This is a genomic window from Arthrobacter sp. PAMC 25486 (assembly GCF_000785535.1).
Classification (GTDB): domain Bacteria; phylum Actinomycetota; class Actinomycetes; order Actinomycetales; family Micrococcaceae; genus Specibacter.
In genome coordinates this window covers 582,281-605,101 of record NZ_CP007595.1, presented here as the reverse complement: position 1 = coordinate 605,101, position 22,821 = coordinate 582,281, and the positions used below count along the sequence as shown (strand labels likewise).

The following is a 22,821-nucleotide window of genomic DNA, read 5'->3' as shown; positions in this document are numbered from 1 at the left end:
GCTGCTGAAGCGCGATTAACCTCAGCTGCAGGTCGGCCGGCTGCGTAGCCTTCTGCGATCAAAACTGCCATAACAGACAGTATTCCAACGCAGAGGATAGCAAGACCAAGTAGCCCAACTTGAACTGTTTGACTAGTGTACGTGTCTGGTGAATTAGGATCCCGAACCCACAGTGACGTTTTTCCAACCATGATGAGAATGACTCCCACCACGGTCGTTGTTAGTGACACTGCCCAAGCAGCTGTGCGTGCCCATCGTTGCACCTTAGTGTTTTGCGTCATTGTGAAAGACTACTGCCCGACCGTGAAGCCCTGAACGGGAGAGAATGCTGCAAGAGTTCCAGATGTGCTTTGCAGTACCCAGCTGACATTTGTTTGGCCAGTGACTTTGGTTCCCTTCCAGTATTGAACTTGGTAGGTTGCACGTGTTCCTGTGGCCCAGGCCTTGAAAGATGAGCCCACGGGTGCAACACCTGAGGTCCAAGCGATTGTTCCAGATACGGTTTTAGTCGAACTAAATCCGAGGTTAGCGGCAACGTCATTCACACCTATTCCAAGGCTCGTTTGGATGGTTGTTCCAACGGTGTAGGTGTTTGAAATCGTGCACCGACCTCCTCCAGCTCCTGCGGCCACCTTGCAGATGCCAATCTGTTTCGTTTTGTCCGTCCAGTTCGAGGTTTTCTGGACATTGACAACGGTGTATTTGTACATGGTTACCTGAGCCAGCGGACTCGCAACAGGAACGTCAATCTGTGCATTGAGCCCAGCTCCATTCGTCATTGAATCGGGAACTGGTTCTTCAGCTGCGGATGCAGGTGCCAAGCCACTAAAAACGAGAATACAAAGCGCAACGGTGGTCCATAGAATTTTCTTCATTGAAAATGATTCCCCCATGCTCTTGATGCTGCGTGCGTGTTGTCACGGATATGTGATCTCATCAACATACAGGGAAGGCACTCCATATAACTAGAAGAGTGGCTTTCCAATTTGGCCGCGAGTGTTACGGTTCCTGAAAGTTCTGTAGGGATAGCTGTGGGCTCCTTCTAACCCAGGCACTTGCAAAGTCGTTTCGAGGTGCACACCTTCCTCCGTGGACGAATGTCCGCATTTGGTCCCACTCTAGGTTCCCCAGCGGACAGCCCAACAGTCCTCAAAGCTACTGTTACTTCAGGTGAGCCGGCCGACCTCTGACCGACCGGCTTGCGGGACTTTGGCGGCATCTATACAGGACGCCTCTAGCCTGAAGTTACGCAGGTTAAGACAGGAAGATCCCCGGAAACCCGGGGATCTTCCTGTCTTAGCGTCTGGGGTGTCTGGCTACTTTCTGTAGGTTTTGGCGTGGTCTCGGATGAGGTTCAGGGCTTGGTGTTGGGTTGGTGTGGGGGTGGCGAGGAGCTCGAAGGTGCCGGTGGTTCCGGCCATGGTCATGGTGTTTCGGGTCCGTGTGGCGAGGTGGCGCAGCAGGCCCTGGTAGGTGTAAGCGGGGGTTCCGTCAGCGAGTTGCTGCGTGCTGGCCTTACGCTGCGCGGCGGCGGAGCGGTTCACGGCGGCGACGGGTTCCTCGGGCACGGGACGGTCCTCATCGGTGAACGTCAAGGGTTTCAGGGCGTCGCGGAGGTGCCAGGTCAGGTGCCCGGCGAGCATGCATAAAAACACGTGGGACCGGGTCCGTTCCTCGGTGTGGTGGTAGATCGGGCGCACATGCAGGTCCCGTGATTTCAGGGACTTGAAGATCTTCTCCACGTTCGCCAACGATTTGTAAACCCGCACCGTCTCGGCAGCATCCATGGACTCCTCGGAGACGTTGGTGCGGATGACGTAAATCCCGTCCAATTCAGCTTCCTTGGCGATGGATTCCGGGTCCCGCACCCAGGTGAAGGAGGTGTCTTCGATGGTCAGGGTGAAGTGCTTGGCCATGTTGTTTTTCCCCAGCGTTTTACCGACCCGCAGCCCGGTCTTCCCGGCGTCCTTGAGCCGGCCAGCGATCACTGCTTTCTGGATGGTTTTCAACCGCTCTTCCGTGACATCGAGCAGCTCGGCACGTTTGTGTTTGCGCATGGCGGCCAGGGCTGGGTTGTAGCACGCGATCAACCGTTCCCCGGGGTAGTCGGGGTGGGTGATCTCGGCCAGGTTCTGCTGATCGAACAGGCTCATCTGTAACGGGCCCTGGTCCTGGGCCAGTTCCTGAATCGCGGTGTTCCGCAACGCACTGACCCACCCCAACGTGGTGTCCTTCAGTGCGGTAATGCGGGCGGAGGTGATCATGCCCCGGTCCCCAACCATGACCATGTCCTGGACCCCTGCGAGGTCCTGGATTTCGGCGGCAATACTGATGAACGCGGTCGGATCCGCCGTGTTCCCGGGGAAAACCCGCACAGCGATCGGAACCCCGGCCCGGTTGGCCAGCATCCCGTATTCAATCTGCTCCACACCCCGCTTTTTATCCCGCGAATACCCGAACGCGGCCAACGGGTTATGGGTGCCCGTCACCCAGGACGAGGAGAGATCGAACAATGCCAATTTATCCGGGTTGACCTCCGGGCGCAGGTACGCCCTCGCCAACGCTTTCTCAATCACTGCTTGGCGGTTTCCGAGCCAGTCCATGGCACGGTACAGGTCATCGGTACTCACCGGTCCCAGATCCCGGCCCAGGGTCGTATCTGCGAAGAAAGACAGCGTTGCCAGCTTCGAGGACGGGGCGCACATTCGGGCCGCCAATAACGCCATGACTAGATCACGTTCCCGACATGCCGGGCCGAGCATCGCCTCAAAACCAAGCCCGCGGGCCATCGCATACACGGCGTCAACATGACCGTGGGGCAGGGACCGGAGGATTTGCAGGGCGGCGCCGGCCTCGACCATGGTCTTGCCCGCCAACGAGGCACGCAGCGTCTCCACAGCAGTGTCTGGCAGGGCTGAGAGGTTCGCCAAGGTCTCGTGCTTGACCTTCCCGTCCTCCCGGAACGAGGTGCGCAGCAGCACCGACCGGTACTCGACCTCGACCCCGGCTTTGTTCACCCGGCGGGACGTGTTCACGGCTACATGCATCGCAGGCACAGTCTTCGTCATACCCACAGAATATGCCCCACAGCGGCAAAAGTGAAGGGGTTTTACCAATATTTTAGTGGCTACAAATATTGGTACAAAAGTGGTGTATAGAAGAGGCTTCGGATAGCAGATGTGGGTCGATCCGGTAGCGGGCGCGTGGAGACCGGGTAGCGCTTTCGGTCGTCCCGAATGAGGACGGCTTTCATGGCTCGTCGTCCTTGGCCACCTTGCACCAGGAAGGCCTACCTTCTCAAACCCCTGCCGGCTCTTCCGTATCCCCAAGCAGTGCCCATGTCGACAGACAGCCACGAAAGCTGTTCAACGGCGGCTGCACGCGGATCAGGTCATGACCGAGGACATCGGGCTCCTGCCCGTGGGAACCGACGCCGACGAAGCGCGCCGCTGAGTCGAGGATACTGCTTAGGCGAATTGCTCCACCGCGACATCCTTCAAGGTGCACCTGCCGGTCTCGATGTGTTTTCATGCCCAAGATCCCTGCCATAGCAACCGTGGACCGGCTGCTGCTCCAGGGCTACCAGGCCAGTGGCGACTCATCTGGCCGCCCTGGCACTGACAGTAATTGAAGTGGCACAACTGCGCTAAATCACCGTTTCCGAATGGCCAGCCCACAAACCTGTAATTGCAGGAACCTCTCACGGACGCGATTCCCTGTGCGGCGAGGCCATCGCAGAATCCACCTCCACCCCGTCGTCTCAAATGCCGGCGAACACATCCAGCTCGACGGATCCAGCATGGACCGCCGCACCCACATCGGAAGGCAGCGTGACGCAACCACAAATAACAAAAGCAGCGGCGTGGGAGCGGCGTGGGACCGGGCGCTACCGGGTCCCACAGCCGCTATCCGATCGACCCACACGTGCTACCGAAAGCTTCTGCTAAACAAGTGGCCCTTCCCCCGGAATCTAGAAGGAAACCGGGGAAAGAGCCAACGTAACTTCAGACTAGCGGGTCCCACAAGCCTGTTTTGACGCCAAAGAAGCCATCTTCAGGATTCCTCAACTGGTGGTGTTATATGGGGTGGCTTGTGAAAAAGTAGAATATCCGACGCTAAGGTTTTGTCGAGCGCCGTAGCGGCCTGTATTTGCCGGGTTTGATCTTGTTGGTGCGGGGCCAGGTGTAGTCGCCGGTGAGGTTGATGTGTTCCCATCCCAGTGCGCGGTAATGGTCTGCGTGTTGATGGTGCCGCCGATCAGCGGCGCCAAGGTGGCAAGCTCTGGATCATCACCGGACATCGCGAAGGCCTGGCGTCGGATATTCGACGAATTCACAAGCTGCCCAACTATGCAGCTATACAGATCATCAAGAGTTGCTCATCGAAGGAAGGCTCGAATCAGGCTGCGGAGAATCAGCCGAAACACTCGCCTTGACCTCCAAATGGTACGCACGCATGGCTTCACTCAAGACGAAAAGCAATGACACGAATGGCAGCGTCGGGAAAACATTTATCGGGTTCCCCTCCCAGGCAAGATCGACGACTCGGTAGAGCTATAGGAGAACCGGGCGGTGAACAAGCGAAGCGCAACCCCGCCAGGGGCAGAATGAACGGACTCACATCTACATCCCAGCTACATGTCACTTAGCGACACGTTTAGCAGTACCGCGCCAAAAACCAACAACACACCGACGTCCAGCAAAGAGGCCTAAGGTGGCGCTGGGCGACAGCCCGACGCCACCTTAGGCCTTACATGTGCTGTGAATTGCGCTGTTTCGTTCGATGGGAGATGGCCGCCGAAAGTGCTGTGAGTAAGGCGGTGGCAATCAGAAATGGTGTGATGCCCCCCGGGAAAAAGGAGGGATTACCGATGTTCAGCAGCGCCGGAATGACAGTGACCAAAATACCGATGATCAGTAGTCCGAGAGCGCTAGGGGAGACTTTCTTGTCCCTGGTGGGGTTCATGATTCATTCTCCTTGTCTACGTCTGGTATCCGCACCACGGTACACCGGTGATATGAAGGGTGAGTCCTGTGGGTTGGCCGTCATGCTGGTTGCAAGCGATAACTGCAGCGGCCCCGAATCCCATGACGGCGGCTGCAATTGTGCCGATGGGTGTCGTAGCCAGATCAATGCCCGGGATGACAGCAAGAATTGCAGTTACTGCTCCAATGCCTGCCGCGCCCAAGCCCATTTGCACTGCAAGGTTGGCGCCGGAGCAACTGTTTATCTCAATATGAGTTCCCCAAACGTCTTTCCACGCCCTTGTGCGTCCGGCACAGGAGGCGAGTGCCTGGACTGCTGAAGATTCCTCAGTGGAGAGAGTTGCAGGCAGAGTACCTTGGGGTGCGTTGGTAACGATACCGCCGGCACCGACAAAGCCGGATAGGAATTCCGTCAGGATGCCCGGATCGGAGATGTGAGCTTCGGCCTTGGCGTAGTCAAGTGTGACTGTGCCGTTCTCAACAAGGAGTTCACCTGCCAATGAATTCGTCTGTTCAACCAAGACGGGGCTAGGGGCCTCCTGTGGTGGTGCTGCAGCGCCCGCAATACTGAAACCGAGAAAACCGAGGACTGCGATGCTGGCGATGGCACGAAATGATCTTGTCTTTAATGACATGTGGAGCTCCCTCATTTTATCCCCATCACTGTGACCTGATTGATGGAGTTTTGCTCCAGGAATAGAACCCTCCTGGATCTGTCAATCTAAGGGAACACCGATAACGCCCTGCGTCCCCTTACTAACGACTCTATGCACGGTATCCAGAATCTGTTCCATAACTTCAGGTTTCCTATCCAAAAGAACAGTACAGATCACAGCCCTGGGCCCTCAATGCTAACCATCAAGTCGTAAGAACACTCCATCACGCAGCCATCAACTCGATCGGGGAGGAGAACAGCAACGAACCACAAGCCGGTGCATTGGTCCAAAATCAAGCTGCCATAATCAGGTAGCTCTGACGACGGTCTCACCCCGTTCCCCAGTGGAACTGTTTGTATTCGGGGTTGCTTCCTTAGGGTCAAGTTTTGCACCAATCGGCCTGGCTTAGCACCAACCACTGTTCCGTTGCTGGTCAGACCCCAAGGCCGGCATAGCGATGTCCTGGCCTGTGATACCTCACTTACCAGCGAACCTCGACGTGGAGCGGCACGCAGAAGTCAGTCAGCCAGGCCAGGTCGGGCTCCAAGGCAAATGCCCGGGCCCATTGTGAATCCACCACCAGGTCAGCCATGTCCACGCGGTCCCCAAACAGAACATAAGCCCGGTCGGTGTTGCAGCGGTGGCTCATCCACACGGCACCATCGAGTCCGGCCGCGTGGGCGGCCGCAGCCCAGTGCACGGTCTCGCCGTAACGCGCGGCAGTAGTGGCAGTAATGTCCTTGGCTTCGATCTTGAGGGTCCGCAGGCCGGTGCCCATGAACTTCGCCAGGCGCAGCTCGCGTGTGGGAAGGATCCTGGCCATGACCTTATCCCGGCAGGCTTCCGCGGTGATCATGCCGCCAGCCATCGGGACGTCGTGAAGGAGGGTCTCGCAAATGGCAGCCTCGTCAGTGGCCGCTGCATACAGCACAGGCACTGGCGGATTTCCGAAGTACGCAAACCGGGTGCGGGAACCCATGCCCGGATTGAATTGGTTCGCGCGGCGGCCAGATACATTGCTAAAGAGCCTGTACATATGCTCGCCTGCGGGCACAGTGAAGACCTGCGGCTCAAATTCACCGTGCGGCCCGACTACCACTGAACTCCATAGTGGTTCTTGGCCGCTTCAAGCACAACAGCTGGTTCATCGAGACGGTCCACCGGGCGATCATCATCCAACTGACCTGTGCGTGTGCAAAGCCACTGCGTCAGGTCCTCCGCACTGCGCTGGTATTTTGCGATGATCTCCAGCAGGGCCGCGATGACTGGCCGCACTTCATTGGCCCGGCGAACGAATTGAAAGCCAGGGTAAAGAAAAGCGTTCTTGCGCTTGATGCCCAACAGCTTGCCGGCCTTCCGGCGATCGGTGGCGAAACCAGTCGGCGATTTGGCGTTCGACCCCAGCAATGCAGCCACTTCGGCGCCAGTAAGCATGCCGAATTCGGACTCGATATCCCGCCAGGCATTCTCTGTGGCCTGGACGCCGCGTGCCATCTGCGCCGACACCGGCACCTCAAGGGCTTCTGCTGCCAAGCCCAAGGCTTCGCGGCTGCGGTGCATATTTATGACAGCCTGGTCCAGGGCGTCGTGCGGCGCCTCAGGAAACACTGTGCTCATAACCAAACCTCCCTTAGTTTCCAGAGTTTCAGTCTAATGCAGGAATCTCTGGATTGTAAGGGTTGAACGCCAGGCGCTCAACAGCTATGCGTCAATCATCCATCCCGACCATATGGCCTCGCGTCTGGTCAGACGAAAAGATCAGCATGTGCCAAGTCGAAGAGGACAGGGCGTCGTCACCGCTATTCGGACAATCCTCGGACTCAAGTTAGGCGTCCGGTAGACCTTCCCTTGTGCACACGAGAGCCGCTGTTCTACTCCTGTGAGTATTGAAATCGTAGTATGTGAGCCCTCAGTGATCAGAGATGAGAATGTTGTTTGCGATCTTGGTCCAGCCCGCTTCGATTTTTCCAGTGTCCGCATCATCCGCCAGTAGTGTTGCCACTGCCCCGCCCTCTCCATATAACTCGACAATCGTGTCAGAGCCGTTATTCGAGCCGCATCCCATATGCCAACTGGGGGAGTCGCCCGGCGGGACTATTGCAAGGCAAGCCGTCAGAGAATCATCGCTTTCCGAAACGAAATACCGGACTCCGTCACGGGTTGCCAGTAGCCGCGCGGTTTCAGTATTGGCTGGATTCGGGGCCGTAACGAATGCCGGCAAAGCATCGTCGGCCGTGGCATCACGGTCGAGTGCCTTGATTGAGGTCTGCCCGGAACAGCCGCTCAGCAGAAGAATGGCAATGCCTGCCGCGGCAACGATCGAAAGTGACATGCGTTTCATTTTTCTCCCCAAATAGCAATCTCACTCGAGGCTACAGCATCGGTCACCTCGAACGGCACGAGCAAACAAAAACTACGAAGCCAGACAAGATGTCCCGCAAGCGGTTCCCCTAGCGACGGACTAGCCCTGCTTCCTGATTCAACAACACGTCAGCCGGACGTGGGCGGGCGATCGCTGCCTGTTGCCCCGCCCCGGCCAGTCGACCGCCCCTGCGCAAGCGCCGCCATTACCCGTGCATGCGCACTGTCCCGGTCCACACCCGCATGCTCCAGTGCCCGATCCAGGCGGTCGCCATGGACACTCAGCACCCCGAACAACAGGTGCTTGATCCCGACGTGATCCGAATGAAACTCCCGCGAGGCGCGCTGCGCGGCCTTGAGGGCATCCAAAGCCTCGGGGGTGAACGGGAATGATGCTGAGGTGTCCAGCGGACCAGGGGAGGCGAAACGCATTATCGCCTCACGCACGTCATCGGGCCAGACGCCCAGTGCCGTCTGCACCGCGTCCGGTTCAGCGTGCAAAAGCCCCAACAGCAAATGCTCGGGACCGATGTACGCGTCATGCATCATCCCCCTTGCCTCTTCCTGTGCCAGGACCACCACCCGCACAGCCCTGTCGGTGTAGTTGCCAAACTCCGTCGAACGTCCCATGCCCATAGGGTAGTCTTCGCGGCGGGCCAGCACCACGGGTGCGCCTCCCGATGCGCGGAAGAGCGCACGTCCCGCAGGAGGTTCCGCTTACGGGGGGTCAGTGCATCAGCCTAATTCGGTGACAAACCCGATCTTGTTACCGTCTGGATCGGTAAGTTCAAAGAACTCCACGACCCCCTCGAACCGTTGTAGTTCACTGACAACAAGCCCCTTCTCCGCGAACCCCTGCTGCTCGGCGGCGGCGTTCTTGATGCTGATGTTCACGGAGATACCATCATGGCCTGCGAGTTCAGGGACTAGCCTCGAGATTTCATGGCGGTATGACTTTGCGGCGTCATTAAAGCCTGAAAGGTGCCTCTGACATGGGAAAATGTAGTTACCACACCAAATTTTCCGCACATGTTCAGGAGCACCTTGCAGGTGAACAACATTACCGGTTTTTACCCCTCTGTTCGAGTTGACGCCACCGGCGACGGGGTCGTGTCCCAGGGCGGCGGCATCGTCCTGACGGAGATGATGAAGGCTTCTGGCCTGACCGCTGGGTTGGCCGAGGTTCTGGAGCCGTGGCGCAAGCCGTTCGCCACACACAATCCCGGGAAGATCCTCACGGATCTGGCGTTGTCGTTGGCAACGGGCGGTGACTTCGTCTCCGACATTGACCGGCTCCGCAACGAGCCCGAGGTCTATGGCCTGATCGCCTCGGATCCCACGATCAGCCGCTTGTTCAAGGTCCTGGCCACCGCACAGCCGGCGAAAGTGTTGATGGCGATCAATAAGGCCCGTGCCGCATCCAGGGCGCATGTGTGGGAACAGGCCGGGGAAGACTCGCCCCTGCAAGGCGCCAGCAGGAAGAAGCCCCTGGTCATCGACCTCGATGCTTCCCTGGTGAATTCCCATTCAGAAAAGGATGACGCCCGGCCAACCTGGAAGAAGGGTTTCGGCTTCCACCCGTTGTGTTCCTACGTTGACCACGGCGCCGCAGGTACCGGCGAGCCCTTGGTGACCTTGTTGCGGCCCGGCAACGCCGGCTCGAACACGGTCGCCGACCACATCCAAGTCGTCAAGGACTCCATCAAACAACTACCTGCTGGGTGGCGGTCCGGGCGGAAGATTATGCTCCGCACCGATTCCGCCGGTGGCACTCATGGGTTCCTAGACTGGCTTACCGACAAGCGCCGAAACTTCTCCTACTCCGTCGGGTTCACGATCAGCGAGGCCGTCGCCACGGTGCTGCCGTTAATCCCAAAGAAGGGCTGGTCCCGGGCCTACGACAGCGACGGCACCGAACGAGACGGCGCCTGGGTTGCCGACATCACCGGCATGCTCGATCTGTCCTCGTGGCCGGCAGGGATGCGGATCATCGTCCGTAAGGAAATCCCGCACGTGGGCGCCCAGTTGAGGATCACCGACATCGACGGGCACCGGTACACGGCCATCGCGACGAACCAGGAACATGGCCAACTCGCTGACCTTGACGTCAGCCACCGGCTCCGCGCCCGCTGTGAAGACAGGATCCGCAACGCCAAAGACACCGGCTTCGCGAACCTGCCCTTCAAATCCTTCACCGCCAACGAACTCTGGTGCCATGTGGTCATGATGGCCACCGAGCTCATGGCCTGGACCCAAATGATCGGCTTCAAGGACTCCAAAGCCCGCCGGTGGGAACCGAAAAAGCTCCGGGCCAGGCTTTTTGAAATCGGCGGGAAACTCGCCAAACACGCCCGCCAAACAACCCTGCACCTGGCCTCCAAAGCACCAGAGGTGCAATTGCTGCTCAAGGCAGTGAAAAGGATCGCCGCGCTCAGCCCGCCATAAACGGCAGCAAGCCGACCATCCGAACTCACCCCAGGAGGGCCAGAACCAGCACCACCGTGACCGGTGTGGAACCGTCACCGACAACCGCCCCACAGGACAGCGGCCAGAATGTCACACCCAAATGCCAAACTAAGACCATTCAGGCAGACGGTCAGCCCTGATCCACCAGAAACCTCGTGTCATGAAAGTTCGAGGCGTGCGCCACGAGGCGCTTGTAGTTCGAATGGAGGTGTAAGACCTCGGTCTTCCGGCACTCGTAGGTGCTGGTTGAAGCTGACGGCAGCTGAGCCCATGGATTGATGGGTGAGGTGGGAGCAGCCGTGACAAAGTCGGAACGGTCCGGGATTCCTTGACGGACCGTGTCTGGTGAGCGAGGCGAGAAGGTATACGAAAGGAACCGGCGTTGTTACACCTCTTCAACTTTCACCTGCTCTAACCAAGGAAATTTGGGCAGGGTTGCGGTGCGCACCCACCGACTGATTGTTCAGGTCGGTTGGGGAACTCTTGGTCTGGTTTGCCTCGTTGGGGCCAGGAGATCACGGTGAAGGTCTACGGCGTAGCCGTGATGATGCCGCAGGGGTAAAGCCGGGTGCCTAACTCGCTGATCGAATGCAAGTGAACGTGGGAACCAGAAACGTTTCGTTCCGTACTGCTGTTTGTGGGTGGTGCGGATAGACACTTTGCCTGTTGAAGGGCGTTTCTGGGGCGGAGTCGCCGTAGTAGTCCGAGGCCGGGAAAGCCGGTCACATGGCGAAGGGCGGCAGTGTGTCAGGTAGTGGAATCGTGTAGAAGGTTGGAGGTTCATTGGTGAATACCGGTGATGACATGCGTGCCCGCAGTGATGCGGCGTCGGTGTTAGTACAACGGATGCAGGTAAAGCTACATCGGTGGGCCGGGAGTGATCCCGGCAAGAAGTTTGATGATCTGTTTAACCTTGTCTGTGACCCCGATTTCCTTCTGGTTGCGTGGGAACGCGTGGCCGGTAACCGGGGTGCGCAGACGCCCGGGATTGATCAGGTAACGAAAGAAACCATCAATTTCTGGGTCGGGGCGCAGGAGTTCATTGATCACATCCGTGGTTTGTTGAGGTCGGGCACTTTCCGGCCGCAACCAGTGCGACGGGTAGAAATCCCTAAAGGCAGTGGTAGTGGGAAGATCAGGCAACTGGGTATTCCCACACTGGCTGACAGGGTGGTGCAGGCGTCGCTGAAACTAGTGCTGGAACCGATCTTCGAGGCGGACTTTGCGCCGTTTTCGTATGGGTTCCGGCCGAATCGGCGGGCACAGGACGCTATCGCAGACATTCACCACTTCGCTATTGCGGGGTATGAGACGGTGCTTGAAGCCGATATCAAGGCGTGTTTTGATCGTATCGATCACACCGCGTTGATGGGCCAAGTGCGCCGTCGGGTGAGTGACAAGCGAGTGCTGGCACTGATCAAGGCATTCCTCAAGGCCGGGATCATGACTCGGGACGGTCAGCTGATCGGCTCGAAAACCGGCACTCCCCAGGGCGGGATTCTCTCCCCGTTGCTGGCTAATATTGCGTTGAACGTGCTTGATGAGTATGCCGCTAAGGCATGGTCGGAGCGTATGGGCACTAACTACCAGCGGCAAAAGCTGATCGCCAAGGGCGGTGCCACATGGAAGCTCATCCGATACGCTGACGATTTCGTATGCGTTATCAGAGGGACGAGCGGCCATGCGGAAACGCTGAAGGAGGAGATCAGGGAGGTTCTAGCCCCGCTGGGGCTGGAGTTCTCGGAAGAGAAGACCGGGGTAGTCACGATCGATGAGGGATTCGATTTTCTCGGATTCACGATTCAGCGGCGCCGCAAGCGCGGGACGAACAAGTCCTACGTGTATACGGTGCCGTCGCAGAAATCGATCAAGTCCGTGCGGTCAAAGATCGCACAAGCCTGTTACAGATCGACCCTGCATCAGGACTTTTCTGAGCTGCTCAAGCGGCTTAATCGGATCCTGGGCGGGTGGGCCAACTACTTCCGGCATGGCGTCTCGAAGAGTGTCTTTGGAAACATTGACAACTACGCGTGGCAACGTGTTTGGAGATGGTTGAAGAAGAAACACGGACGCATGAAGATACGGGACATGAAACGTAGATTCTGCATCAATGGATGGCAATTTGCCACGGCAACAACTCGTTTCACCGGGGCCTCAACAGTCCCAGTAACGCGCTACCGTTACCGCGGCAAGAACATCCCGAACCCGTGGAATCAACAGCCCTTGAACATCCGTATCACCGCCGGGTAATGATGCATGGAGAGCCGGATGCGGTGAGAGTCGCACGTCCGGTTCGGCGGGCAGCCACGGCGAAACCCGGCCCAGTAATGGGCAAACGGGCGCGCCGTGGCTGACCCAACTAAAGCGAGCTGCAGCCAAAATGCACCGAGATTGAATTCTGCGAGGCCCTCCATGGGAACCTGATCAGGCTCACCCAATTCGAACGCTGATTGGTACCAAGCGATCGAACGCTCGAGATCGCGAACAGGGATGCCAACTGTGACGGTTTCTGCCTTCATGGCACCAACCTAGCAGTCCCCTGCAATTGCCGACGGCCGGAGCTACCCTGATCAGCCTCATCCTGTTCTTGGTGCGTATGGAAGCAGTCCATTCTGGTGCCGGTCCCGCTATGACATCTCACTTCGAGAATCACGCTCCTGGGCGAGCACGGCATGAAACGTCCGCGAACACCGTCCCGCAGAGCGTTCCCCTACGGAACGGGCGCGTCTCGACCAATCACGGGTGAAATGGCATCGCAAGTAGTGAGCTTCTAGTGGTCAAAGACGAGAATGTTGTCTGCGATCTTCGTCCATCCCGGTTCAAGTTTCCCGGAGTCAGAGTCGTCCCCTAAAAAAATCGTTGACAACTGTTCTTTTGATGACGACATATTAACAATTTCACCGCTTCGTCTCGCGTCGCTGCAACCAACCTGCCAGTCGGAACCCTCACCTGACGGAACAACGGCCAAGCAGGTGGTTCTGGCATCGTCGCTCTGCAGTGCGAAGTACCGCACCCCGTCTCTGGTGGCGAGCAGGCGCGAACTGTCCCTGTCCACTTGGTCCTGCAAGGTGACGAATGCAGGCAGTGTGTCCTCGGGTGTAGCTGCAGCGTCCAGAGCCTTGAGCCCCGACTCGCCCGAACAGCCGCTCAGTAGAAGTGCAGCAAGGCCCGCCGCCACAAAGAGCGGAAATGATACACGTTTCATTTTTCTCCCCCAATATGGATTTCACCCGACGCTACAGCATAGTTCCGCCGCGAAGCACAAGAATACGAAAACCATGATGCCCAATACGGTTTCCCGCAAGAGGTTCCCCACACGGGAAAATGACGGCTGCACAGACGAGTGCTGATATTTACGCAGAGAACCTCTGACGCTGATATTCGCTATCCGTGGAGGCTATCTTTCGGGTTCAAGTCGCGCGCGTAGTGCAACATCTTGTGTTCAAGTCCGTTCAGCAAAACGAACGCCGGATTCCCAGAAGCGTTGCCAAAGCCGGACCGCTCCAAGATGCGCTGAGACCCGCGATTGGCGAGCGTCGTCATTGCAGTGATGGTCTGTATACCGCGCTTCTGGCCGAAAGCGCACGCGAGCTTGACTGCCCGTCCAGCATGTCCAATGCCGGTTGCTTTCTGTGCAATTCGGAACCCCAGCGAGATGGAGCCCTCCCTCACATCGACTAGGTTGACCCGCCCGACTAGTCGATTCGTTTCGTCACGAACAATGAAAAAGAAAGAGTCGCCGGCTGTTTGCTCGTTTATGAGCGCCTGATTGTTCGCTTGGAACTGTAAAAAGTACTCGTCTCCGCGGTCCGGCACCCACTCTGCAAAATATTCGCGATTGTCACGTTCAAAGGCGAATAGTTCCGGAAAAACTGCAAGACTTAGCGGTTCTATCACCGTCGTAATTTCGAATTCAGCTGGCACCTCGTCACTATACCCCAGTCGGCAGCCGACCCGCGCAACCACCTCAGGCACTCCATAGCATCTTCGGCTTGCGGAGCGCTTTGCCACCAGATGAAAGGTGCAGAACTTAGAGGCAGTAAGGATCAGTGAGAATAGGGCTATGCCAAATGCCAACGACATCGTGACGTTTCACGAACCATCTGTTCCCGAAGGGCAAGCCCCCTACGTTCCTGGCGCAGGACCATCACTGAATTTCGACATAGTCGATTGGAGTGATGCATGGCCAGGGCAATTCCAATTGCTCGCCAAGGAGATCGAGGGCGCTCTGGGCTGGCGCGCGCTGGTCATCGAACATGTTGGCTCGACTTCAGTTCCGGGCCTCCCCGCCAAACCGATTATCGACATTGACCTGATCGTCGCCGACCCCAACGACGAGGCATCATACATTCCAGCACTTGAACGCGCCGGTTTCGAACTACGGGTTCGGGAACCTTGGAGGTTTGGACATCGAGTCCTGCGCCACTTAGAGCCGGCTTGCCATCTGCACGTCTTTGCCTATGACAGTCCCGAAGTAATCAAACATCGAATCTTCCACGACTGGCTTCGTGCCAATACTGACGATCGCGTTCACTACGCAGATACCAAGCGTAAGGCGGCAGCTTTGTCGCGGGCCGCCGGCGAACATTCCATGCAGTACAACGCCCGCAAGGAACTCGTCATCAAAGAGATTTACCGTAAAGCGTTCATCGCCACAGGTCTACTCAAGGCCTGGGAACTACCAGAAGGGGCGCATCGTCCCGCATACCGTTCCCCTTACGGGCGATCTAACTCAGCGCAGAGGACTTCGGACACTCAGTGCAGTCGCCTTCGGAAAACGGCAGCCGGATTGCGAGATCTATTAGAAAGTTCCTTGTAGCCGTACATGTTGCCCTATTTGATTTGTTCCGCGCCGTCTTGCCGTCAACCCGGGGTTGTGGTGTCGGGTAAGCCAGTACTCATAGCGCTGACAATGGTGCAATGACAGGCTGAGGTGAAGAAGCAGACCCTGCTTTACATGAGCGTGCCGCCGGCTGTGAAGTCACAAATGCTTGGCGGGGTCTTGGCACAACAGGTGGGGTAGACCCTGGACGCAGGCGGGATGGCGGGCACCGGCGCCAACTTGTGTGCGAGAAGAGACCGTGGAGCAGAATTTTCCGTGCGCCGTGCGCCGTGCGCCGTGGGGCGGGGTTAGGCGGACTGTCCTTTTGGCCAGTGACCTTCCGTTCTATTTGTGATGGAATAAAATATGTCCGAAATATGGACATGTCGCATTGATTTCTATGGGGGAAATAAATTGAGACGAATATTAGGTGTATTGACAGTCGCAGCAGTATTGGCCTTTGGGTTTGGTTCAGTGCCTGCACAGGCTTTCGAAGCAGTTCCGCAAGACACATCCGGTTCAAACGAATTTCAGGTCACTGACTACCAGAGTCAGCAGGTGGACTTGGTCCTCAAGAGCGTTTCGAACGTTGACGGTGTTGATCAGTTCGACTACACCGAAGCTGTCGCAGCCGGCGTTGATGCGGAATTTGCGACAGAGTTCGCAGCCGGATTCATTGCTGGTGGGGGTGTGCCATTCAACGCGCCCGCTGGTGTAGAAGTCGCCGGTGCGGAGCTTGCTGAAGTTGCAGGTACAGTTGCAGCCGCAGCCGCAGCGTGTCAGGGACGAACTGGTTCGAATTTCTATTGGTGGGGACATCAGATTCGGATGGACTCGTGCCTCACTAACGTTGTGATCAACGCAATGTGGGGCGGTGTCGGAGTAGCTGGTTTGGTTGGCATATTTGCTTCTCCGACAGGCATTGGTGCAGCCGCAGCTGTAGTGGCAGCAGCAATGTTTACAATTGGTGCAGCTGGACTCGGAATTTGCGCGTCGTGGGGATCCGGGATATACATCAACCAGCTCTATGTTGGCCCTCCTATCTGTTGGGCTCAGTAAGCACAGTGTAACAAGGTTAGGAATACGTAATGAGTGCCTTCTGGAATGGTAGTAATGCCACTATTCGCATACTTTTCATCGTTTGCGCAACTCTCTTAGTGGCCGGGTTGGTAGTATCCGCAATTGCTTTGTTCTCCACTACTGCGGGGTCAACCTCATTTGACACTGGGCTATCTGTTGGACGAATTCTGCTACAGATTGGTGCAGTTGCAGGTGTTATTGGCGTCCTATTGAACATCAAGAAGCAGCGGCAAGAACGCGATTCTCAATAAATGTTACTCTTTGTTGAAGAAGTCATTAAGGATTTTCTCTAGGTCCTCAATATTCGAAGTGCCCGGTTGATACATTTCAGCCGGGCACTTATTCGGCTCGGCTGGGCCATTGGAGGTTCCTCTTGTGGGCCCAATGCTGTGCAGAGAACTTTAGACAGCATGTGCAGTCGCCATTAGAGGAAAATGACAACGGGAAGGGCATACAGACGAGTAACGATACTTGTGCAGACCCCATCCGGAAAACGGAGTTGAGAAGTCTCACTAGCGCTCGTTTATTCACTTCGTCCTGCAGAGCCATGCACGGGTGTCTGCGCCCGCTGTTAGATGAGGTGTTGGACGGCGATTCGAGTTGCGTCGGCGATCAGCTTGTCATCGTAGGTGGCGTCAGGTGTTGTTCGTGTGGACAAAACTGCGATACAGATCGGATTTCCTGCAGGTGGGTGGATGATCCCGATATCGTTGCGGGTGCCGTATGCACCTGCGCCGCTCTTGTCCCCGATTTTCCATTCCTGGGGAACACCGGCGCGGACCAGATTGGCTCCAGTGGCATTCCCTTCCAGCCAGTCGTTAAAGATTGCGCTCTTCTCTGCGCTGAGACCTGACCCGAGTGCGTAATGTCGCAGGTCATTTGCCAAGGCACGTGGCGTGCTGGTGTCAAGCAGCTCTCCAGGGACTGCACTGTTGAGGGCGCCCTCAACTCGATCCATTTGCGTGACATCATCGCCAAGTTCCCGCAGTTTCCCATTCAGGCCCTGTGGGCCTCCCAGTTCCTGGAAGAGTAAGTTACCGGCGGTGTTATCAGAGTGCCGGACGGCCGCCTCGCACAATGCTCGAACCGTCATCCCCTGTTCGAGATGCTTCTCGGTGACGGGTGAGTAGGCCACAAGGTCCTCGCGGGCGTAGTGAATTACCTCATCAAGCTCGTGGACAGTACGTTGGTTGAGCACAGCCGCAGCGGCCAGCGCCTTATAAGTTGAACAAAATGCATACCGCTCGTCAGCCCTATACGAGACCGCCGCATTCGTTCGTGAATCCACCGCGAAGACCCCCAAGCGGGCGTCGTATTTCTTCTCCAACGCAACGAATTCAGTATCACGGTCCGAGGTACCGGATGCTGGCTGTGGCACTTGCCCCGATTCGTTCGCAACAACGCACCCCGCCAAGGGAATCAGGGCCATGGATACCAATAACGCGCGCCGGGGCAACCGGCCAGCAGACGAAGACAACATGCCTTCATACTTCCACAGGAATCGAACCTAACTGCCCCACACCCACGAAGCCCCGCTCGTTACCCACCTACGGGGAACCCCTCAACCAGATCGCCACCTTGCGTCTCACGACCAGCCGACACGCAGGACCTGCAGACGGCCAAGACCACCACCATGGCGAATGAAAGCGGCATGGTTGCCGCGATTCCCCCTGGGGACATCGTTGACGTGGACCAGAAGGACGAATCAAGCCTGCTCCGTTGCAGCGACGACGGTCATTTGTGGATGGGACTGATCTATGTGTCCCTCGTGCCGGGCGCCGACGGGCCCGGCTATGTGCAAGAGATCAAGGAAGCGTGGACTGGCAAAAACGGTTGGCAGGTGACAACGAACCACCGCGCAGGGACACGACGTCGTAGATATCCTGAACGATGCCGGTTACAGCCATGGCGTTGACTTTTCGAAAAAAGAACAATGCCATCCGGGCCATGCCCTTTTCTCCCTACTTCACCATTGATCCGCATATGAGTACGGCTAACGAGTACTGAGGATGGAATTTAGGCCCGGCCCGGCTGGCGGCGGTTCTGCAGGAATTGCAGCACGGCCAAGACGCGTCGGTGGTCGGTGGGTGTTTGTTGCAGGCTCAATTTGGAAAAGATGGAGCTGATGTGTTTTTCCACGGCGCCGCCGCTGACCACGAGCGCCCTGGCAATGCCCGCATTCGTGAGCCCCTGGGCCATCAGTTCAAGGACCTCCGACTCCCGTGGGCTGAGTGCGTTCAAGGGATCGGCGGCGCTCCGGTTGCCGAGCAAAGCGCTGACGACCTCCGGATCAATCACGGTGTTTCCCGTGGTGACGCGGCGGACGGCGTCGGCGAAATCCTCAAAGCGGGCAACCCGGTCCTTGAGTAGGTACCCCAGCCCAGCGCCTGTTGCTGCACCCGCCAGCAGTTCGCTCGCATAGCTCAACTCCACATATTGCGAGAGCACCATGATGGCCACCGACGGATGCTTCCTTCGGACGTCGAGGGCAGCCCTCAGGCCTTCGTCTCGGTGAGAGGGCGGCATCCGCACATCCGTGATGAGCAGGTCCGGGACATGCTCATCCACCGCTTTGAGAAGTTCGACGCCGTCACCCACCGCCGCGCACACCTCGGCACCGATCTCCTCGAGCAGGCGGACAAGACCCTCACGGAGCAGCACGGAATCTTCAGCTAAAACAACACGCATGGATCAACAATATTGCCCGTGTGCGGTGCCCGGCGGCTCATGGATGCAAGGGGATGAGGGCGCGCACGGTGGTGGGTCCGCCGTCGGGGCTGATGATTTCCAGCGAGCCGTCCACGCCGGCGAGCCTGTCGACGAGGCCGGCAAGACCGTGGCCCTTGCCCACATGGGCGCCGCCACCGCCGTCGTCCATCACCTCGATGAGCAGCTCGGTGGGATGCGCAGCCACATTGATGGCGGCCTGGTTGGCTCCCGAATGCTTCGAGACGTTGGCCAGGGCTTCTGAGACAACAAAGTAGGCGGCATTCTCGGCACTCTCGGCAAGCCGGGCTCCGTGTTGGAGGTTGCCGGCGACAGTTGCGGGGACTGCCGACTTCCCGGCCAGCGACTCTACGGCCGCCCGCAGCCCCCTGTCGGTGAGCAGCGGCGGGGCGATGCCGCGGGACAGCTGGCGCAGCTCGGTTAGGGCCTCGCGACTTTGCTCCAGCGCGCCGTCCATGAGCTCGCGGGCGGCTTCCGGGTTACTGTCCATTTGCCGCTGAGCCGCGGCGACGTCCATCTGCAGCCGGATGAGGCGCTGCTGCGGGCCGTCGTGCAGATCGCGCTCGATCTTACGCAGCGTGCTGGCTTCCTCCGAAACCACCTGGGCACGGCTCGCAGCCAACTCCTCGCTGCGGGCACGCAGGGCGGCGGTTTCGTTGGTGAGGAGGGCTCGGGTGGTGGCGGCGTCGGCGGTGGCGAGGAGATGGGTGATGAACGGGAGGGCAGCAGCAGCAAAAGGACTGCACCGTAGACCAGTCCCAGCCATGCCTCTACCGTCTCCGGGCTGACGCCAAGGTACTTGTCCAGACCGATAAGTTCAACTAGGGAGGAGTTGAGTCCAAACAGGGAGATGTTGTCCGCGGGCAGGAATCGGAGCCAGAACCATTGCGTCAACCCGCCGAGACCGGCAACCAAAAAGGTAATGGCGACGCAGAAAGACACTGTGCGCAGGGGAAATGTCACGAGGAAGCCGTGGATGAAGTCTTTCCACAACTGCGGGTCGGCAAGATTTTTGAACATGCCGCTGACGGTGTTTTTGTGCGGGGCCCGGTAGTGGACGGGAGGAATATCCCCGGCCCAGCGCCGCAGTGCACTGCGGTTGACGTTGGCAAACCAACGCGCCGTGGCCAGACAGGCCACCAGGATCGGCAGCCCCACCCAGATGACGAGAGTGGAGATCCCGAGCGTGAACAAGGTGACAAGCGCCGTGAACGAGGCAAGGGAAACGAAGAAGCCGGGCAGGATGTACGCCAGGTCGGCGCCGATCTGGTGCCACGTCGCGGGACGCAGGATAAACCACGACTTTTGCCGGGCGGGTGCTAGGGAGTTGGTCATGGTTCAATTCTTGTTGCGGCAGAGTCCTGAAACCATCATGCCAGCCGGTGAATGCGGGGTGGGGTTTTCCCCACCCTCCGGCGACTGCAAAGTCGCGCAGGATGCGTTGAAACCGATGAGCTCGAGCGTATGCTCGGGATAGTTTCGGATTTTCCGGGTGGCCCCGGTGACGTTGTTGTGACCCAGTCGCTTGAGAATGGTTATGGCAATGTTTAGCGTTGCCATCACTCGCGGCGCCTGCCCGATCCTGACTTGGGACTCGTCTTCATTCCACGTGACATCCCGCCGCGACACCACGTATAACGAGGACCACAACCACCAGGTGCGCACCGGCCACGCGCCCAGGAACATCGCTACCCTCACCAATGCGGCGCTCACCGCGCTATGGGCCGCGGGCCTACCGGAGATACGGCCGACCACTCAGGCGCTACACGCCCAGAAAAATTGATCCAAGCCGTCCTTGCCGTGGTCTTAATCGCTTTCAAGAACCCAGCGAACTTGCCTTAGGCGCCGTGTTGGCAGAGCATGGCGTCTCGTAGAACGTTCCCCTGTGGAACTGTCTGAACTGAGAGTCGTTGCGTTTCGTGGTGCGACATTTAGCTCTGCAAAAAATGCGACATTTAGCATTGAAAACCACAACGATGCAGGTCAGGGACGGATATGTCCGGTCTCGCGACCGGTTTGCGGGACCGTTTTGATTTGACTATGCGGGACGCCTCCTGCGGTACGAGACTCCCAGGCAGCCTTGTTTGGTAAAGCATCCGATGGGCTTTTTCTTCCGTGTTCTTAGCGGCACAAAATCTGTTGGCTGGTAGCGTGAAGTTCCAGGGTGTTCTTCGTACTCACTAGGGCTGTTCCCGGGCCGTGGAACCGATGAATCATGGCAAGGAATTGATTTCAGCATGACAATTGAGCGCAACCTGTCCGACTTTGTTAGGGCCGGAAACCAAGGCGAGAATCCGGAACTCTATGAGATCGAAAATGGTGCCCTCGATAGGGAGAACATTGTCTGGGATGCGTTGAAGCAAAAAGCATCCTGGGACGGCAAACAAATCGTTGACCTCGGGTGCGGCTCCGGGTATTGGTTACCACGCTACGCCGAGACAGCCGAACCCGTCATTGGCGTCGAACCAGAAGCCGAGCTCATGCCAGCTGCACGTGCCAGAACTCAAAGTGCACACGTTCTGGCTGGTTCAGCCGAGCATATTCCGCTCGCGGATTCCAGCGTGGATGTTGTCCACGCTCGATTCGCATACTTCTTTCCGACTCCGAAGAATGACTGCTCGGCTGGTCTCGCCGAGGTGCTGCGGGTACTTCGGCCAGGCGGCTCCTTGGTCGTCGTTGACAACGATCACCTTCACGGTGAGTTTGCGCGACTTCTTGCCCAAAACCCATGGGCGGCAGCAACTCAGGGAGAAGCCGAATACATTCAACGGTGGTGGTCCGAAAGAGGAGCCAGTCGCCATGAAGTGATGAGCAGTTGGACCTTCGATACTCCCAATGATTTGACAGCAGTAATCAGGATGGAATTTCCCCCTGAGGTATCGGAACCGTGGCTGGGTCTGAACCCCGAACGCACAAAACTAACGTACGGATACGTCTTGCATCATTTGCGACGGCCTGGATAATTCCAAGGAATCCGAGCGTTGCCACTGCTTGTCGTCTGAAAATCGCCGCTGCTCCAATACACCCCATAGCGCTGTCCCGCAGGCCGTTCCGCATACGAGAAAGACCGCCAACGTCCTAGCAACGGGTCAGCAGGCTTTTTTTGCGGTATCGATTCAGAATGGGTGCGCGACCCTGGAACTTCTGTGGGCGACTGCTCTATTCTCTGGCCGATTCCAGCGCCTAATCACATATGCTCTTACCCTCGGGGATGTTGATGGTGTCGAGGACCTTGTCGGTTGCGGTGTCAATGACAATGACATTGTTCTTCGGCCAGGAATCATCTACATGGACCTTGTAGTTGATGTCCTCTGGTGCGACAGCCTCTGCTGTCCCGTCCGGTGTCTTGCGCATGGCATCAAAAATCCGCCCTGTCTCAGACACCACCGTCACGGTCTCCTGGGGAAGTTCGGACGCATCACCATCGACCGGGGTCGAATTCCAGATGGTCTCGAATCCCCCGATGCAGTTCTCCCTGGAAGTAGAGATATTTTCACCTACAGCTTCAGGTGACACATTGGCCTGGGTCGCGCAGCCTGTCAGCACCATCGTTGCGACCACCGCAGTCATTGCCATAATTTTCTTCGACTTCATTTCCCCCACCGTTACGTTCAGATCTTCGAGGTACAGAGCCTAGCAGGGCTCTCCACGCCATTCTCGGGCTTAGCCCGGGGCCACGATGGTCCATGGCGGGCAGGGTGGCAACCTGGCGCGTGTTCACCGG

The 22,821-nt window shown here is 57.8% G+C and carries 23 protein-coding genes and 1 pseudogene; 6 read left to right on the top strand and 18 right to left on the bottom strand.

Going from position 1 to position 22,821, the window contains the following annotated elements:
- Window positions 1–290: 290 nt before the first annotated feature.
- The 9 genes from art_RS22080 to art_RS22075 all read right to left on the bottom strand — a co-directional run bounded on the left by art_RS22080 (window position 291) and on the right by art_RS22075 (window position 8,896).
- On the bottom strand, window positions 291–893 hold the full coding sequence (locus art_RS22080; RefSeq protein ID WP_157875125.1) for a hypothetical protein: 603 nt from the start codon (window positions 891–893) through the stop codon (window positions 291–293).
- A gap of 423 nt (window positions 894–1,316) precedes the next feature.
- Window positions 1,317–3,068 (bottom strand): IS1634 family transposase, encoded by a 1,752-nt coding sequence (locus art_RS02930; RefSeq protein WP_052135939.1) that lies wholly within the window; start codon window positions 3,066–3,068, stop codon window positions 1,317–1,319.
- Between the two features lie 1,681 nt (window positions 3,069–4,749).
- The gene (locus art_RS02925) at window positions 4,750–4,965 is read right to left on the bottom strand and encodes a hypothetical protein (protein ID WP_038462393.1); all 216 of its coding nucleotides are present in this window, start codon (window positions 4,963–4,965) and stop codon (window positions 4,750–4,752) included.
- Between the two features lie 16 nt (window positions 4,966–4,981).
- Entirely contained in the window at window positions 4,982–5,620 is a 639-nt protein-coding gene (locus art_RS02920; RefSeq protein ID WP_157875124.1) for a hypothetical protein, read from the bottom strand.
- A 502-nt stretch (window positions 5,621–6,122) separates the two neighbouring features.
- Window positions 6,123–6,620: an RES family NAD+ phosphorylase gene (locus art_RS02915; RefSeq protein WP_157875123.1), complete on the bottom strand. Its 498-nt coding sequence runs from the start codon at window positions 6,618–6,620 to the stop codon at window positions 6,123–6,125.
- Between the two features lie 113 nt (window positions 6,621–6,733).
- A complete protein-coding gene (locus art_RS02910; RefSeq protein ID WP_038462389.1) occupies window positions 6,734–7,258 on the bottom strand; it encodes a hypothetical protein in 525 nt (174 codons plus the stop codon).
- Between the two features lie 292 nt (window positions 7,259–7,550).
- The gene (locus tag art_RS02905; RefSeq protein WP_038462386.1) at window positions 7,551–7,973 is read right to left on the bottom strand and encodes a hypothetical protein; all 423 of its coding nucleotides are present in this window, start codon (window positions 7,971–7,973) and stop codon (window positions 7,551–7,553) included.
- A gap of 158 nt (window positions 7,974–8,131) precedes the next feature.
- Window positions 8,132–8,632 (bottom strand): Clp protease N-terminal domain-containing protein, encoded by a 501-nt coding sequence (locus tag art_RS02900; protein WP_162182025.1) that lies wholly within the window; start codon window positions 8,630–8,632, stop codon window positions 8,132–8,134.
- Between the two features lie 105 nt (window positions 8,633–8,737).
- Window positions 8,738–8,896 carry a hypothetical protein gene (locus art_RS22075; RefSeq protein ID WP_157875121.1) on the bottom strand — a complete coding sequence of 53 codons (159 nt, stop codon included), beginning with the start codon at window positions 8,894–8,896 and terminating at the stop codon, window positions 8,738–8,740.
- Window positions 8,897–9,052: 156 nt separating this feature from the next.
- On the opposite strand from art_RS22075, the gene art_RS02895 reads away from it, so the two are divergent.
- Together art_RS02895 and ltrA are read left to right on the top strand one after the other, a co-directional pair.
- Window positions 9,053–10,447, top strand: a complete 1,395-nt coding sequence (locus art_RS02895; protein ID WP_038468427.1) for an IS1380 family transposase — start codon at window positions 9,053–9,055, stop codon at window positions 10,445–10,447.
- 807 nt (window positions 10,448–11,254) lie between these two features.
- The gene (gene ltrA, locus art_RS02890; protein ID WP_038468424.1) at window positions 11,255–12,718 is read left to right on the top strand and encodes a group II intron reverse transcriptase/maturase; all 1,464 of its coding nucleotides are present in this window, start codon (window positions 11,255–11,257) and stop codon (window positions 12,716–12,718) included.
- Here the strand turns inward: ltrA and art_RS22070 are convergent.
- The 3 genes from art_RS22070 to art_RS02880 all read right to left on the bottom strand — a co-directional run bounded on the left by art_RS22070 (window position 12,682) and on the right by art_RS02880 (window position 14,392).
- Window positions 12,682–12,987: a VOC family protein gene (locus art_RS22070; RefSeq protein ID WP_157875120.1), complete on the bottom strand. Its 306-nt coding sequence runs from the start codon at window positions 12,985–12,987 to the stop codon at window positions 12,682–12,684. The two genes, ltrA and art_RS22070, sit on opposite strands and share 37 nt — an antisense overlap.
- Before the next feature lie 251 nt (window positions 12,988–13,238).
- Window positions 13,239–13,673, bottom strand: coding sequence for a hypothetical protein (locus tag art_RS02885; RefSeq protein ID WP_157875119.1), 435 nt, complete (start codon window positions 13,671–13,673; stop codon window positions 13,239–13,241).
- Window positions 13,674–13,852: 179 nt separating this feature from the next.
- Complete coding sequence (locus art_RS02880; RefSeq protein ID WP_162182024.1) at window positions 13,853–14,392, bottom strand: GNAT family N-acetyltransferase; 540 nt, start codon at window positions 14,390–14,392, stop codon at window positions 13,853–13,855.
- A gap of 139 nt (window positions 14,393–14,531) precedes the next feature.
- Between art_RS02880 and art_RS21470 the strand changes: the two genes are divergently transcribed.
- Together art_RS21470 and art_RS22065 are read left to right on the top strand one after the other, a co-directional pair.
- The gene (locus art_RS21470) at window positions 14,532–15,287 is read left to right on the top strand and encodes a GrpB family protein (protein ID WP_082000506.1); all 756 of its coding nucleotides are present in this window, start codon (window positions 14,532–14,534) and stop codon (window positions 15,285–15,287) included.
- A gap of 369 nt (window positions 15,288–15,656) precedes the next feature.
- Entirely contained in the window at window positions 15,657–16,349 is a 693-nt protein-coding gene (locus art_RS22065) for a hypothetical protein (RefSeq protein ID WP_157875117.1), read from the top strand.
- A 592-nt stretch (window positions 16,350–16,941) separates the two neighbouring features.
- Here the strand turns inward: art_RS22065 and bla are convergent.
- Window positions 16,942–17,850, bottom strand: a complete 909-nt coding sequence (bla, locus tag art_RS02870) for a class A beta-lactamase (RefSeq protein WP_052135935.1) — start codon at window positions 17,848–17,850, stop codon at window positions 16,942–16,944.
- 153 nt (window positions 17,851–18,003) lie between these two features.
- On the opposite strand from bla, the gene art_RS22060 reads away from it, so the two are divergent.
- Window positions 18,004–18,285 carry a hypothetical protein gene (locus tag art_RS22060; protein ID WP_157875116.1) on the top strand — a complete coding sequence of 94 codons (282 nt, stop codon included), beginning with the start codon at window positions 18,004–18,006 and terminating at the stop codon, window positions 18,283–18,285.
- Between the two features lie 101 nt (window positions 18,286–18,386).
- Here the strand turns inward: art_RS22060 and art_RS02865 are convergent, their stop codons facing one another.
- The 4 genes and pseudogenes from art_RS02865 to art_RS22055 all read right to left on the bottom strand — a co-directional run bounded on the left by art_RS02865 (window position 18,387) and on the right by art_RS22055 (window position 20,810).
- Window positions 18,387–19,058 carry a response regulator gene (locus art_RS02865; protein WP_038462379.1) on the bottom strand — a complete coding sequence of 224 codons (672 nt, stop codon included), beginning with the start codon at window positions 19,056–19,058 and terminating at the stop codon, window positions 18,387–18,389.
- A gap of 37 nt (window positions 19,059–19,095) precedes the next feature.
- Window positions 19,096–19,863 carry a sensor histidine kinase gene (locus art_RS22845; RefSeq protein WP_052135934.1) on the bottom strand — a complete coding sequence of 256 codons (768 nt, stop codon included), beginning with the start codon at window positions 19,861–19,863 and terminating at the stop codon, window positions 19,096–19,098.
- A gap of 14 nt (window positions 19,864–19,877) precedes the next feature.
- A pseudogene (locus art_RS23255) lies at window positions 19,878–20,432 on the bottom strand (sensor domain-containing protein); the annotation flags it as partial.
- 3 nt (window positions 20,433–20,435) lie between these two features.
- Entirely contained in the window at window positions 20,436–20,810 is a 375-nt protein-coding gene (locus art_RS22055; RefSeq protein WP_157875113.1) for a hypothetical protein, read from the bottom strand.
- Window positions 20,811–21,334: 524 nt separating this feature from the next.
- Between art_RS22055 and art_RS02850 the strand changes: the two genes are divergently transcribed.
- Complete coding sequence (locus art_RS02850) at window positions 21,335–22,060, top strand: class I SAM-dependent methyltransferase (protein WP_038462375.1); 726 nt, start codon at window positions 21,335–21,337, stop codon at window positions 22,058–22,060.
- Window positions 22,061–22,280: 220 nt separating this feature from the next.
- Here art_RS02850 and art_RS02845 read toward each other — a convergent pair whose 3' ends face one another.
- A complete protein-coding gene (locus art_RS02845; protein ID WP_157875112.1) occupies window positions 22,281–22,691 on the bottom strand; it encodes a hypothetical protein in 411 nt (136 codons plus the stop codon).
- Between the last annotated feature and the right edge of the window lie 130 nt (window positions 22,692–22,821).